General features: G+C 37.8%; 13 protein-coding genes. All 13 read right to left on the reverse strand.

Annotation, left to right across the window (positions count from 1 at the left end; translation table 11 throughout):
* Positions 1 to 131 precede the first annotated feature (131 nt).
* Positions 132 to 506 (reverse strand): nucleotide excision repair endonuclease, encoded by a 375-nt coding sequence (locus tag B4U37_RS11070; protein ID WP_010199589.1) that lies wholly within the window; start codon positions 504 to 506, stop codon positions 132 to 134.
* Positions 507 to 577: 71 nt separating this feature from the next.
* Positions 578 to 1,702 (reverse strand): NAD(P)/FAD-dependent oxidoreductase, encoded by a 1,125-nt coding sequence (locus tag B4U37_RS11075; RefSeq protein WP_088018262.1) that lies wholly within the window; start codon positions 1,700 to 1,702, stop codon positions 578 to 580.
* Positions 1,703 to 1,820: 118 nt separating this feature from the next.
* A complete protein-coding gene (locus B4U37_RS11080) occupies positions 1,821 to 3,158 on the reverse strand; it encodes an alkaline phosphatase (RefSeq protein WP_088018263.1) in 1,338 nt (445 codons plus the stop codon).
* Positions 3,159 to 3,382: 224 nt separating this feature from the next.
* The gene (locus B4U37_RS11085; protein WP_088018264.1) at positions 3,383 to 4,219 is read right to left on the reverse strand and encodes a sugar phosphate isomerase/epimerase family protein; all 837 of its coding nucleotides are present in this window, start codon (positions 4,217 to 4,219) and stop codon (positions 3,383 to 3,385) included.
* Positions 4,220 to 4,233: 14 nt separating this feature from the next.
* Entirely contained in the window at positions 4,234 to 5,205 is a 972-nt protein-coding gene (locus B4U37_RS11090) for a DUF6005 family protein (RefSeq protein WP_088018265.1), read from the reverse strand.
* On the reverse strand, positions 5,202 to 5,483 hold the full coding sequence (gene asbD, locus B4U37_RS11095; RefSeq protein WP_088018266.1) for a petrobactin biosynthesis protein AsbD: 282 nt from the start codon (positions 5,481 to 5,483) through the stop codon (positions 5,202 to 5,204). The genes B4U37_RS11090 and asbD overlap by 4 nt, the downstream gene beginning before the upstream one ends.
* Positions 5,477 to 6,718, reverse strand: a complete 1,242-nt coding sequence (locus B4U37_RS11100; protein WP_088018267.1) for an AMP-binding protein — start codon at positions 6,716 to 6,718, stop codon at positions 5,477 to 5,479. The genes asbD and B4U37_RS11100 overlap by 7 nt, the downstream gene beginning before the upstream one ends.
* Positions 6,718 to 8,433 carry an IucA/IucC family protein gene (locus B4U37_RS11105; RefSeq protein WP_088018268.1) on the reverse strand — a complete coding sequence of 572 codons (1,716 nt, stop codon included), beginning with the start codon at positions 8,431 to 8,433 and terminating at the stop codon, positions 6,718 to 6,720. Before B4U37_RS11105 ends, B4U37_RS11100 begins: the two co-directional genes overlap by 1 nt.
* The gene (locus B4U37_RS11110; protein WP_245839952.1) at positions 8,411 to 10,174 is read right to left on the reverse strand and encodes an IucA/IucC family protein; all 1,764 of its coding nucleotides are present in this window, start codon (positions 10,172 to 10,174) and stop codon (positions 8,411 to 8,413) included. The genes B4U37_RS11105 and B4U37_RS11110 overlap by 23 nt, the downstream gene beginning before the upstream one ends.
* Before the next feature lie 212 nt (positions 10,175 to 10,386).
* Positions 10,387 to 11,889 (reverse strand): helix-turn-helix domain-containing protein, encoded by a 1,503-nt coding sequence (locus B4U37_RS11115; protein WP_088018270.1) that lies wholly within the window; start codon positions 11,887 to 11,889, stop codon positions 10,387 to 10,389.
* A 109-nt stretch (positions 11,890 to 11,998) separates the two neighbouring features.
* Entirely contained in the window at positions 11,999 to 12,433 is a 435-nt protein-coding gene (locus B4U37_RS11120; protein ID WP_088018271.1) for a YrvL family regulatory protein, read from the reverse strand.
* Positions 12,434 to 12,552: 119 nt separating this feature from the next.
* On the reverse strand, positions 12,553 to 13,371 hold the full coding sequence (gene speD / locus B4U37_RS11125) for an adenosylmethionine decarboxylase (protein WP_010199570.1): 819 nt from the start codon (positions 13,369 to 13,371) through the stop codon (positions 12,553 to 12,555).
* Between the two features lie 66 nt (positions 13,372 to 13,437).
* Positions 13,438 to 14,349 carry a CBASS cGAMP-activated phospholipase gene (locus tag B4U37_RS11130; RefSeq protein WP_088018272.1) on the reverse strand — a complete coding sequence of 304 codons (912 nt, stop codon included), beginning with the start codon at positions 14,347 to 14,349 and terminating at the stop codon, positions 13,438 to 13,440.
* Between the last annotated feature and the right edge of the window lie 9 nt (positions 14,350 to 14,358).

The following is a 14,358-nucleotide window of genomic DNA, read 5'->3' on the forward strand; positions in this document are numbered from 1 at the left end:
AATGTTGTCATATCGACTATTTTACCATTAATCTAGCAAAATTCGAGAAATAAATTATGAAAATGTGTTGATTTAGGAAATAGGAAAAGCCGCTCTCCTTTTGAGAAAGCGGCTTTTGTTAATTCGGATTTTTATTTATAAAAAACCTTTTCAACATTATACTTAGCTTGAAGTGTGTTAGCGATGTACGTTTCATATATTTCTCTTTCCATTGGGTCTTCAACGATACACACATCTATGCGATACACTTCATCACGGTGGTTTTTGATTGGGGATACATTGTCCTCAAAATGCTTTTTAATTCGTTGGCGAAGCTTTCTAGCTTTACCAACAAATAATAAATCTTCATTGATATTAAAGAACATATATATTCCGCCTTGGTCCCGTGGAATTTTATGAAAATCAATAAAGCCATTTATCGGTGTAATAATAGGTTCGTCATTTGTACGAATCTGCTGGCGTTCCGTAATGGATACACTAGGATTTGGTATGGTAATTTTTATCATAGAAAGTCACGTCCTCTTTTTCAGTAGAGCTACATGGTAACACAACGGCCTGATAATAGCTATAACAGTTTTTATCCAAGAGGTCTTATGGCGCCGGCTACATCATAGTTACTGATATCAAGAACCGTTTGTTCTCGCATAGCGAGCCTAGCCAATTCAGCTCCTAAAAATGGTCCGCTTGTTAACCCTGATGCGCCAAGTCCATTCGCAATTAATACATTATCATGATTTGGTAGCTTGCCGATGATCGGGAGGAAACCTGGTGTAAATGGACGGAATCCGACCCTAGTCTCTAATATGGTCCCTTCCGATAAACTTGGTGCAATTTCCAATGCCTTACTTAAAATTTCATTCATGCCACCTGCAGTGACCCTTGCATCAAATCCGGCATCATCCTCATGTGTAGCCCCTACTACAATCCTACCATCATCAAAGCTTAGGATGTACTGATTATTTGGAGGCATGACGACAGGCCAATCTTTCGTTTTTTTCGTATCAATCTCCAAGTGAACAATTTGTGCCTTTTGGGGGACAACTTCAAATTTCAGTCCCAACCCTAGAAAGATTTCCTGTGCCCAAGCTCCACCCGTCACAATAAACAAGTCCGCTTCCACTCTCTCTTCCCCTAGTGTTACACTTGTCACTTGGTTATCTTTGACTTCAAGGCCTGCATCGCCTTCAAGAAACTGGGCCCCATGTTTTTTGGCAGCATTTTTAAGAGCGTTGCGAAGGGCACGACCATTCACCTTTGCTCCTCCGGAAACGTGGACAGAACCGTAATCATCTGACAATACTGGGAAAAGTTCTTTTGTTTTCTCAGGGCTTAAAATAGTCACCTCGCCGATTTCAGGAGCTTCATCTCTTCTTTTAATCGCTCTCTCCGCCATTTTCTCGAGCTTTTCTTTATCTTTATGTAAGCTAATGGCCCCTACACGATTGTAGCCGGTTTCGGTTTCTCCATCTGCCTCTAATTGATCAATTAAAGTTGGATAGTACTTGGCGCCGTTTTTGACCATGTTATACCAAGCTTTATTTCGGCGCTGCGATATCCAAGGACAGATAATCCCAGCCGCCGCATCTGTTGCCTGTCCTTTATCAAAACGGTCGATAACCGTTACATTCTTACCAGCTTTAGCTAAATGATAAGCGGCAGAGGCCCCAAGGATCCCAGCGCCGATAATTACGATATTTTTCATTGATTTACACCTTTTCATTTATTAAGTCTTTTATCTCTATAAGTGTACAGGATTTTTGAGAAAGGCTCAATTTCCCCAAAGAAAAACCCCTCTTTAGTAAAAGAAGGGGATAATATCGTTATCTATTAAACTTAATTTTCATTGCTTCTGCCATTAATTTTGGAAGATCTGTGTTATCCAATAAACCGCTAAATTTATATGATTGTGGTCCATAGGCATAGACAGGTAGATCTGTTCCTGTATGTGCCGTAGTTGTCCACCCGATAAGAGCGCGGTCACTTACTACTTCATTTATTGCAATGGCAGGCTTTTCAGCCTTTTTGATTCTCTCTACTTCATCTTCTGTTAATTCCAAGGAAGTATATTTTTTAACCACTTTTTTAATATTGTTTTTGTCGTTGTTAAGTTCGCTTGCCATTTTGTCACCTGTTGCTGTTACGTTATCTAGCACATCAATCTTTAAATCATATTCACCGTTTGCACCAACGGACATACCACCTGTTTCATGGTCCCCGGCTACAACGACTAATGTATTTCCATCTTTTTCAGCAAATTCTAAAGCCGCTTCCACAGCTTTGTCAAAAGCTTCGGAATCTGTCATGGCCCATGCTGAGTCGTGTGCATGTCCTGCCCAATCAATTTGAGAGCCTTCTACCATTAAAAAGAAGCCTTGTTTATTTTTGCTCAATGTATCAATTGCTGTATTGGTCATTTCAGCCAGGCTTGGTTCATCCGTTTCGTCACGGTGCATCTCAGGAGACATGGCATCGGCCGCAAACAAACCTAGCAACTTATCTCCTTCTGCATTTTCTAACTCTTCCTTATTAGAAGCATATTGATAGCCATTCTTTTTTGCTTGCTCAATCAAATCGCTCTCAGGCTGCTTTCCTCCATTTTCTTTACTTAGAAAATAGTCTCTTCCCCCTCCAAGAATGACATCTACGCCGTTATCAAAATATTGTGGGGCAATAGATGATTCATCGGAACGAGAAGCGACACTAGCTCCAAATACTGCGGGAGTTGCATGTGTAATAGTAGATGTAGCAACTAGTCCGGTAGATTTCTTGGATGCTTCTGCTGCATCTAAAATGGAATCTACTTCTTCTCCATCAGGAGTCACGCCAACCATGCCATTATTTGTCTTTACTCCAGTTGCCATTGCGGTACCTGCTGCTGCAGAATCTGTTACTTCCGTGTCTGCTGAATGCGTTTTGATCAGTCCTTTTACATGTTGATCAAAAGAAGATTCCTCGCCTTTATACCAACGGTAATTTGTTGCATAACCGGCATTATATCCATCTGGAATCATATAAATGACATTCTTGACTTTACCCTGTTTTTGCTCAATGTGTACAGGTTCTTTTTTTGCTTCTGCTTTATCCATACCGACACTTACTTGAACCCCTGAAAATAACAACCCTGCTGCGACAGCAACACTTGCGACTTTTTTGTACATGACTTTTCCTCCCTCACCATTTTTACTACATGCTCAGGATAACAAGTAAAGGTAAAGGAGGAATGAAGATCCTATTAAAGCTATTTTACAAAAATAAGGGTATTTTCTACTAATTTACGATTGGTAGGAATGCTTTTATAGACCTCTATAATTGCGAAAGGGACATAAGGGCTAAAATTATTTACATGACGGTATCAAGTGTAAATGCAGAGTAAATAAAATGTTTAACTCACATACAATCTATTAACCTCTTTTGTTACATGCATGATTCTTTTTGCATCGTTCTCTAGTACCTCTTTTACATTGCCACCAAACCATTCAAGCGAAGCTTCGACCTCTGTCAAGGAGACTGCAGATTTTACAAATTCCTCATAATTAAGGATTCCTTTAAATAGTGGTGTCATTCCTTCCCTTGAGCCTGCGGCGGCATATACATTATGTGGGCTAAATACATCTAGTTTGTTTCTAGATGAAATATTTTTAAAATGAAAATGCTTGATAAATGGTTTTAGTTTTACTAGAGCATCTATTGGTTCCGCTCCTGATTCCCATATATGTAATACATCAAAGTTAATTTTTAAAGCAGGATGATCCACTTCCTCCAACAGCTGTAAAGTGGAAGGCACTGTGTCGGTCAGGGTATTCGGATGCGTTTCTAATAGTAGAAATTGATTCTCTCTTTCTAGCTCTTGACAAATCATTTTGAGCTTCTCAACCATCAATTTACGCTCTTGATTATTCAATGAGGCACTTGCACGCTGCCCGGCAAACGTTCTTAATTTATTCGTTCCCCAACGATGGCCAAGCTCACTTAGTTCCATCGTTGCGTGGAGAAGTTCACTATGTGATAAATGAAGAGGCAGATAGTCGCTTATCATACTTGTATATAGGTTGTACGATGCCAACCAATCACTGTTATACTGTGGATTCTCTTTCAAATGCTTCGCATGGATGCCCCATAATTCTATACCTTGGAAATGATTCATTTGTGCCCATTCTGCTATTTCTTTAATAGAATGGAGGTGATGTCGAAATGAGATGGTACATAATGATAAATTCATATACATTTCCTCCTTCAAGCTAGTACTTCCGTGTGTTTATTTGACACCCAGGCTTCAAAGCATTCATTTAGACCTTTTTTGATAAAATATTCAAGTTTCTCTTGTTCATTTATTTTTTCATGAATTTCTTTTAATACAGTATCATCGGCTGTCATTGCATATTTCATCGCCCGATATTGTATGGCCGTAAACCCTTTAACAAGTTTTTCAATTTCATCGCACCATGCTTCAAACCATTCCTCTGAGTAACCATCAGCCTCCCAAAAGAAGGCAAAGGCGTGTTCATAGGCATATTTTCTGATTGCCAACACAGGTATCTGCTTTAAAGCATCTGAAAGTTCAGACCGCCTATGCTTTTCGGTACCTCTAGAAAATAATTCTACTATTTTACGAATAGCCTCTGACATGGGATTTTCATCATGTTTCATACATGTCTGGAAATAAGCTTCAATGGTTTCCGCATTAGTTGGATTTATCTGTTTTGCGTCAAAGTAGTACCCGCCTCTTACATCTGGAACCATAATCGCATCTAGAATCTTTTGTTTTGGTAATCTCCCTTCCCACCTGAAATCGGGATCAAACATAAACCATTCCTTTGGATCATCTGTTTCCTCTAACATGACATAGTGAGGGAATGGGCTTTGATGAAACTTGTTTTCACGTTCAGGAAGCATGGATAAGTCAAGCATTACCATAATGGACCGGTAACTTGGTTTATTTTTCATTAATTCAAGCAAAGTCATGACATTTGTAAGTTTTGACTTTTTCTCGTCATACCAACGATGAATCTTTATACCATATAGCATCTCATACCAAGTTTTAAAAAAATCGTGATTGATATTTTCGGAATGGTAGCTTAAAATGCCGTCTGGTGAAACGTCGAAATCCGCATCCCATACACCAAAATAAAAAGGGCGATGGTCCACGCCATCTGTTTTTTTAATTACTTCACATACACAACTTACGAAGCAATGAACTTTAATCATACGTGTCTCTCCTTTTCATAAGAGTTCTTGGACAACTCCTCCAAAAAGTTCAATAATGTTTCAACAGTATGGAAGTCCTTTGGCACAAACATGTCATCCGGGATATTTAGACCCAAATCCAACTCTAAATGTAAAATAAGTTGTAGAATCATAATGGAATCCATATACAAATCTTCATTCAATCTTGCGTTCTCTTCGAAAGACTTCCATGTTGGTATTTCTAATTTATGTTTCAATATATCGTACACAGCCTGATAAAGCTCTTCTCGATTTAGCATCCCATCATCTCTCCTACTAGCTTTCTACTAATCTTTCCATTTGGGAGGGTCGGAATTTTCTCAACCTGTGTATATTCAACCGGAACTTGATGGGGGGCAAGTTGCTTTACGCACCAATCCCTTAACCTAGCCTCTTCCATAAATGACGAAGCAACAAATTGAACACATACTCTCTCCCCTGCAAATGCGTCTGGTTTTTTATAGGCAACCACCTCTTGGATGTGAGGTGCCTTCAGTAGTACCTCTTCTACCTCGTGAGGATACACATTGAGACCTGCTACGTTAATCATGTCATCTCTTCTACCAAGAAGGCATAGGGAACCTGAATCGTTGATATATCCTATGTCATTTGTATGGATAACTTTTCGTTTTCCGTGTACTATCACTTCTTTAGGGTCATTCTTATCTTGTCCTGCTTTGAGAGTAAAATGTCCTAGTGGAAATCCCATTTCATGAGGTTCTTGGACATCAGGGTTAATCGCAATACAACCAGCTTCTGAACACCCATACTGCTGCAAAACTCTATTCGTTTTGCTTTTTAGATCCTCCAGACATTTTGCAGACATCAACATCCCTGATGTCATAACATTGTGAAAGGAGAAGTCTTGTGGTGAAAGCTTTGTTAACGTATCTATAAATGCTGGCGAAGCATACAAGAGATGGTTTGGTGTCTCCATTAATTTTTTTAACACATATTTTGGATTGAGATTATGAAGAATGATAGGATTTGTTTCTCGATCTAAAGCAGTAAGCACCCCGCTTATAAGTCCATATGAATGGGAAATCGGGCATGCAATGATCGGTACGGTTCCTTTATCAACAGGCAAACTTTTATTATAGCTATCTATTTCTTCTTGAATGTCCTCCCAAGAGCGTTCCAAACATTTTGGTTCACCCGTTGTGCCAGAGCTCATTTGTACCAGCACACCTTGTTTTTCTACTCTGTCATTTATCATTAAAATGGGAGAATTAAAATTTTCGAATAATAAAATATGACTGGAGCTTTTATGAGCAACACGAATTGCTGCATCTCTTGGGGTGGCAGCATGGATAGGTACAACTGACCCGCCATTTTCTTTTATATATAGAGTGAGAGCCAATGCATCAAATACATTATTTGTGCAAACGGCAATTCGCTTCTTCCTGCAATCACGAAGTACGTTCATTTGGTCAAAACGTTCAAATTGCTGGTGCAAATCACCCTTAGAATAGAACTGATCGTTTATGAAAAACATTAATATAACTTCCCTTCCTTAAATAAGCTGTTGATAACGGAATGACGATACTCTCTTTTATCCATTCCAACTTTTCTTGTAAAAAGAGACTCAGTAAAAATACATTCCTTTTCTGCTTTTAAAAGTTTGTTTCTTTCATGTAATGAAGGGTGAAGAAGTAAATGGCTATGAATGGTTTCTCGAACTACTTCCCAGAAAGCTTTTTCTGTAAAATTCATATGTTCACTTAGCAAGAAAGAAACTTCACTCAAATGAAATACAAATAAAGTATCCATGATCAATTCCCTTAAACCCTCTATAGAGGACATCCAATAGAATTCATCGTCCCCTGCATTTAGGTAGCATGGATGTAACTTTTTAAAATTTGGAGCTAAACTGGGCTGTTTCAGAAAATCTTCTACATATTCCAAGCTTTCATGGAAATCTCTTAAAATTATTTTTTTAGGCCAACCATCTTCGTGAACAAGTATCATATTTTGCGCATGGGCTTCAAGAGCCACTCCTTCTGATACAAGCAAATGCCATACAGGGACAACCGTAACTTTAATGAACTGTGTTACCCATTCTTTGATTCCATGACGCTCAAGCCAAGGTTTTATAAATGGTTCACCATCTTGTTCTATTAAGGACATGGCATTCATGGGAATGGCCCTTTCCTCCTCCTTGACGAAACTACTTGGACTTTTCCTCCAAATAGCTGCTAGGTGACCGGATAGATTCGGGTTATCCTCCATTCCCACTATTCCTGCATATTCTGGCAGAATGTTAAGGCTCTCCGTTAGATAGCTATCAGACTTTATCAATTTCTCCAACCAGTTTGATAGAGCGGGAGCTGTACATACAGAGTGTGGTTCTATCAGTCTTAAAGACGAAGTGTTCACCATGTTTAATGGTAATTTTATATGTGCCTTTTTGGGATGGGTTTCATTCCACAATGTTCTAACAGATTGGGTAGCCCGGAAAAAGTCTCCGGCATATCCAAGTGGGATCATACTGTCCGGACTGAGACACTTTAGCTCGTGTTGAATCTTGTTCTTCCATTGCCAAGGATGAACAGGAAACAGGGAGTAATCCTTGGTTGTACCTCCCTTCATATTCAGACGCTCAAGGAGTAACGAATAGGTTTTTACGCCTAATTCATCTTGTAAGAATGCCTCTTCTACATGTGGAAGGGAGGCATTTACATAGTCTCTTTTTACGGCAACCCACCACAACTGGAAGGATTGTCGCGCTTCTGGTCCATACATTTCATGATCGGATAGGCTAAAACCAGTCCGCGCCTTAAAGCAAGGGTGGTACGGATGACCTTCCATAATCACTGATTCCATTTCTTCGTAAGACAGGCCTCTCCTATTTGGAAGCTTAAGGTTTTTCTCATTCCACTCACTAAGCAAGATAGTTTGGTTCAACTCTTCTAACAAACTATCTTGCATTTTTTCATGGTTTACTAATTGGTATACGATATCCCTTATTGGTTCTGGTTTTTCATGCCCTTGTAGGTCTGTAATGGTAATCGTGTTATCTTGTAGTCGGATTCTTCCAAAAGAAGAGCGTTTCGCTTCTGATCGAATCTTGAAATTAGCACCGAATATAGTGATAACAGTTTTTAAACTTTCCTGTTTTATCTCATAAGGGAGCAACTTTTCAAAAACAATCGCCTCCGACAACTGTTTGATTACCCTTTTTTCCGCTTTAGACGCTACTCGCTGTTGCATAATGTTTCTCCTTTTTCTCCATGGATAGCATTAGGTGAAATGGATTTGGTATGGAAGTATAGACTGCCTGTTCCAATTCAGTCAAAAGTTCATCTACATCATGAAAACGAGTTAAAAGGTTTGCTTTGCATGGAAGTACCTTGCTGTTAAGAATAAAATGAACAAATCTTTTTCCTTCCCCAGATAATCTTTTTCCAAGCTTTTGCAACTCTTTTATCATCCAATGGACTAACTTATCCTCAGCAATCAAGCCATCCTCTCCCATTCTGTAAATAATGGAGAATATATGGTTAATAAAAAGATAATAGGTAAAACGGTGTTGTATGATTTCTTCTTCATAGAATAATTCAGGTGCATTCTTCAAGTTGACAACCATTTTTTCAAGCATAGATCTCTTTGAATTGGATAGATAATAACCCTGATTATCCCTAAAATAATAATGACTTGGAAAACTGTTTGATATATCTACCAAACTATTTTGTTGATGTGCCTCTAATGCCAAACCGTATTCATCATATAATTCAATCATAGGCTCTACCGAACAATGCCAATATTTTTGGAACCATTGTAAACTTGCTTCTTCTAGACTTATACGATAAGTTCGGGAAATATTTTGTATCAATTTTTCTATGAATGATTCTTCACCAGGAAGAGGGTCTTGAACCAACGCTGCAATGGAATGTACACCCCTGTCATTACCTTCTTGAAACGGATTCGAACGCATAATGACTTCAAAACCATTTTCATTTCTTCCTGGTAGGTTAAGAGAAAAGGAAATAGGATCGTGTAATACTCGAAAAGAATTGTGTTTTGGTAAAAAGTCTATCTTATCGAACAATTCCGCCATCACAACTCCAGCTTCCAATTCATGCACTTTGTTTACTCTCATAGAATTTGTTACTTTTACAGGGATGGAGAACTTGTACATCCATTTATCCTCTTTGTTATAAACCGTCCTAATGGAAGAGGTGGCACTAAAAGTTTTCCCCATCGGCCCTACATATTTGATTAGACTAGCCTCAAATGATTTCTGTACATAGTCCTGTTGAAGGAGCCATTGGGCTTGTAAAGGATGCATTGGGAACAGGTATTTCCCCTCCCTGGTAATCTCCAGAATTTCATTGTTAACAATTGAGGAATCCTCTCCAGAAAAGAACCGTTCTTTCAAAATAGATTTATCCACTTCAAAATAATGTAGCTGGAAAGAGCCTTTTAGTTCCGGCGCATACAAATCATGTTGCCAAGTGGCCATGCCTTGTCTACTTTTCGGGGTAGGATGTAACCAATGCCCGAATATAAGCGACTGCTCCGATTCTAAAAAACTGTATTCTTCTACTTTATTATGATTATATTTCGATGTTGATTTTTCTAAATATGTACAAATGGTATGATAGCTATCAATCAGTCTTAAAATAAGTTCATCATAGTGGGATGTCATCTCTTTGCATTCATTGTTTCTTGCTTGAAGGTTCAACTCTTGAATGCATGTAATCATACAATTTAAGGGCTCTTCTTCTATCCATTCTAATTCCTTATCATGACTTCTGTAGACTCTCCCTAGTTTATGTTTTCCTACTAATGAGCGATAGTTGACTTCAATAATCAATCTTTTATGTTGTAAAGGAAGCACCAGTTCCAAAACGTCCTCACCATTCAATATGTAGGGTAGTTTAAACAGCTTAACCAAATCATTTTTCTTTACCCAGTTCACATCTCCTACCTCTCGAATATAACAATTCATAAAGGCCTGGTAGGAGGCGTTTTCTGCTATTTTTTTAGCTGAATTATGCATAATGCCACCCTTTCTATTCGTTTCACAATTCGTTGATAATGATTATCATTGCTAGTTAAAAAAGAATGAACTTCCTAATGAAATTCATTCTCAATGATAACTATTATCAATTAAAGTATCCATGCACAAAATATACTTTCGACATAGACAAAATGTACATTTTAATCATAAAGAAGAGTTTTATCCAAATTAAAATAGCTAATTATACCTTCTATCATATGCTTTCTTCCCAACGGCCCCCAAGGATCCCATTCCTGACTGCTTGGTACATAGATATCTTTGTTTTCTACTGCTTTAAGTTGATTCCATTCAGGATGCCTTGCCACTTTATCCACCGCTGCCTTAGTGCTCCATAAAAATAAAATTTTATCTGGATTAAGATCCAATAATTCTTTAACAGTAATGGAAATATACCCACTATTAGGCAGGTCTTGATGTGGTTTGAAACCTAGTGTCTGAAACAAAAGCTCCATGCATGCATGATTGGAGGAACCATACAGTCTAATTTCCTCGTTTCTTACCCAAATTACCGCCCATTTTCCACTTCTGGCCACCCCTCTTAACATCTCTTTTGCTCGTTTCTCTAATTGCCCCATGTCTTTCTTGATGGTAGCTACCGCATCTTCTCGACCAAAAAAATGAGCTATTTGTTCTAAGTAATCATCCCATGTACTCTGAAAATCTATGGAATAAACTTGATTATTCTTCATCCAAGTAAGTGTTTGTTGCTCCCCATGATGAAGAGATGTTTTTATAATACAATCAGGATCGACTGTCATAATATCTTTGGAATTAAAAGTTTTTTCCGCATTCAAAAGGTAGGTTCCTTCTAAAGGTTTTTCTAGATAGGAAGGGACTCCGTTTGTTTTTGGAAAAATGCTAGGATAAACGGGAGCTGCTACTGGTTGAATACCTAATGACAGCAAGTGATCTTGTAAAAATAATTGACTGACCACCGCGACTCTATTTTGAATCTTTTTTATGTATACAGTTGGTGATAACCCTTCACGTTTTTTAAATAATCGACTAAAGTAAAATTCGTCCTGAATACCTATCTGAAGCGCAACATCTTTTATATTAATACCTTTATTTTGGACTATAAGTTCCTTAGCTTTTTTCAATTTTGTATCAAGAACATATTCTTTTGGTGGAATGCCTGTATTCTTTTTAAAAGCTCTCGCAAAAGAAACCGGTGTCATTCTAGCTTTGGCAGCAAGGTCTTGAACAGTAAAATGTTTATGAGAATTATTGTTGATATAGTTTATGGTTTGATCTATATCGTCTAAAGGTTGCACTTCTGTCATGCTACCAATCAATTTCCAAAGCTTTGCTTGAAAATTGCAACGGTCCAAAAATGATTTGCTATTTTGAAGGACTATAAGCTCATCTAAAATAGGATTTATTTTACAAGGTTCCGTAGCGGTGAAGCGTATTTCTTCTGGTTTCATATCAGCTATTTCTATCATATATATTTTTAAATATTGGTTTGCAGGCGACAAGATAGAACCGTTTTTCATCCAATAAGCTTTACCTTCGGATAGTGTCTCTACATTAGACAATTCATTATTTTTAATGGCAGCTGAATTTGCCGCCACATAAATAATGGAAGGAGGTGTGCATAGCTCTTCTCCTTCCTCTAGTAGGTGATGAGTAATTCTGTTCATTACGATTTCCCCTTACTTTCATTCTCTAGGATTCTATCATTATACATGATAATGATTATCAGTTGCAATAGAGTAATAAGGTTTTGGTTCTTATGTTCTAGGTCCACTCTTAAAGATGCTTTTTTTCGACCAAACTATCCAAAATAAGCAACAAACTAGCTGCAACCAATTCTGTATTCAGTGGAACGGTGATCCCCTTTATCCATTCATCAGTCAGATATAAAGGAATCCATATAAAAAGGAAGGTAATCCCTATTTTTGAAATAATAATGGTCCACCTATTTCTTAGTCTAGGCAGAACTCTAATTAAGAAGGTCATGGTGGCTATTTCAAAAAGCAAGGTCAATGGAATCAGTAAAACGATATAGTAAACCAACGAACTTTTTGTATCATATTGGACACTGAACAGTTGAAAAAGACCAGCAAAACCAAACAAAAAAGCTCCTCCCACAAAAAGCAGAGCAAGTGCAAAAAGAAGTGTCATAGAAATCGCTAAAATCAATTTATCGGAACCGCTCAAATTTGGATCACGATCATGCCCCATTATGATCTCCCCTTTTAAACCATATTATTAGGTGTTATTCTTCTAAAGAGGATTTCATTCCTACAAAAAAAGCAATAAGTCATTTGACTCATCGCTTTTCTTAAATGGAAATTCTTCAATTAATCTTCCCGGTGTCCAAAATTGATGTTTTTTCCATAAAATATTTCGTCCATTTCATTTGTCAGCTTGTTTGTAATTTCATATCTTTCCTCATCTGACAGTTTGTCTTTAGAATAACCGAACAGATAATTGTTTAAGTCAAACTCTTTTAGGCGGCACTTTGTGTGAAAAATGTTTTCTTGATAGATATTTACATCAATCATATCATAAAGGCTTTTTACGTCATTTGGTATGTAATTTTGTATGGAATTAATATCATGATCAATAAACAGCTTGTTTCCATTTATATCTCGTGTGAAGCCGCGCACACGATAATCCATGGTCATAATATCTGTTTCAAAAGAGTGTATCAGATAGTTTAATGCTTTCAAAGGGGAAATTTCCCCGCATGTGGATACATCAATATCGGCCCGAAAAGTACTGATTCCTTCTACTGGGTGATATTCCGGATACGTATGTACCGTAATATGGCTTTTATCAAGCTGGCATACTACCGAATCTGGTAGTGGTCCAGGAGACTCTTCATAAGATTCGGTCGGGACTTCTACTACTGGTCCTTCAGAAACAAGCACCGTTACACTTGCACCTTGAGGTACATAATCCTGTTTTGCCACATTTAGTACATGTGCACCGATCAGGTCAGCCACGTTTTTTAAAATTTTGGTCAAGCGATCTGCATTATATTGTTCATCTATATAATCAATATAAGATTCCCTCTCCTCTTTTGTCTTTGTATAACAAATATCATACATATTAAAACTCAGAGATTTGGTCAAATTATTAAACTCATGCAGTGTGATCCTTTTTTCTGAAGTCAAATCAAAATTCCCCCTTCATTTATTTTCTATTGTTATAGTACCCCTTCTGCTATAGAAAAAAACTATTTAAGAACTCAAGAATTCGCTTATCACTTTTTTCTGTTCACGATAAACAGATTGACCGAATTGGATCAGCTCGTCCATATAGGTTACATCATCAAATGGTACTTCCTCGCCTAATTCCTTATTGAGACGGATGTAATTGCTTCCTAATAAATGACTGCATTGATAGGACACAGATTCAGATGATAATTGCAAAGCAAGGTCTAATAATTTTGGTGTAACTTTCATAGAAGGGAATTGAAACGGTAACCACTGTTTTACCCCCCAATATTTATTCTTTTGGATGGTAAAATCAATTTTTTGAAGTCCAGTTCCGATAGACAGAATTTCAATATCTTCCAGTTTCAATTTGAAATATTCCAACCCTTCTGTAATACAAACCAGTGATGGATTGTTTGCCCAAAGTCCTCCGTCAATGGATAGATAGTCATTGCCGATATTGTTGGGGGGGAAATATACGGGCGCAGAACATGAGGATAGCACGGCATCCCATAAGTGAATGGTCATATCTTTTGCCGCCTTGTTCCCATAATTGGAACGATGCACAAATGGCCTGCCATGGGTTAGGTTAACTGCAGGAATCAACAGTGGACTTGTGATATCCTTTAATTTGCGTTTTCCAAACGCTTGCATAATAAAACGTCTAAGCTGACGGTCACTATAGATGCTTTTGAAAAGCCCCACTTTTGCCTGACGAGTAAATATCTGTTTTCCATATTTCTGATAACCTGATAAAACTTCTTTCATTGGCTTTTTGATGGAAACGGAAGAAGCGATGATAGAACCTGTACTAGTCCCTGCGACTAGGTCTACCAAGTCGGCTATTGGCCGGTTGTATTCTTTCTCGATCTCCTGAAGAATAGAAACGGCAAATACTCCCCGGATTCCTCCCCCATCAAGACACAACATTTTCATTTACATATC

Origin of the sequence: Sutcliffiella horikoshii (genome assembly GCF_002157855.1) — a bacterium.
GTDB lineage: Bacteria > Bacillota > Bacilli > Bacillales > Bacillaceae_I > Sutcliffiella_A > Sutcliffiella_A horikoshii_C.

Coding starts and splice junctions, on each gene's coding strand:
- B4U37_RS11110 (WP_245839952.1), bottom strand. CDS start 10,174: ATGAATTGTTATATTCGAGAGGTAGGAGATGTGAACTGGGTAAAGAAA.
- B4U37_RS11085 (WP_088018264.1), bottom strand. CDS start 4,219: ATGAATTTATCATTATGTACCATCTCATTTCGACATCACCTCCATTCT.
- B4U37_RS11070 (WP_010199589.1), bottom strand. CDS start 506: ATGATAAAAATTACCATACCAAATCCTAGTGTATCCATTACGGAACGC.
- B4U37_RS11130 (WP_088018272.1), bottom strand. CDS start 14,349: ATGAAAATGTTGTGTCTTGATGGGGGAGGAATCCGGGGAGTATTTGCC.
- B4U37_RS11120 (WP_088018271.1), bottom strand. CDS start 12,433: ATGGGGCATGATCGTGATCCAAATTTGAGCGGTTCCGATAAATTGATT.
- B4U37_RS11100 (WP_088018267.1), bottom strand. CDS start 6,718: ATGTTTTTCATAAACGATCAGTTCTATTCTAAGGGTGATTTGCACCAG.
- B4U37_RS11090 (WP_088018265.1), bottom strand. CDS start 5,205: ATGATTAAAGTTCATTGCTTCGTAAGTTGTGTATGTGAAGTAATTAAA.
- B4U37_RS11115 (WP_088018270.1), bottom strand. CDS start 11,889: ATGAACAGAATTACTCATCACCTACTAGAGGAAGGAGAAGAGCTATGC.
- asbD (WP_088018266.1), bottom strand. CDS start 5,483: ATGCTAAATCGAGAAGAGCTTTATCAGGCTGTGTACGATATATTGAAA.
- B4U37_RS11075 (WP_088018262.1), bottom strand. CDS start 1,702: ATGAAAAATATCGTAATTATCGGCGCTGGGATCCTTGGGGCCTCTGCC.
- B4U37_RS11105 (WP_088018268.1), bottom strand. CDS start 8,433: ATGCAACAGCGAGTAGCGTCTAAAGCGGAAAAAAGGGTAATCAAACAG.
- B4U37_RS11080 (WP_088018263.1), bottom strand. CDS start 3,158: ATGTACAAAAAAGTCGCAAGTGTTGCTGTCGCAGCAGGGTTGTTATTT.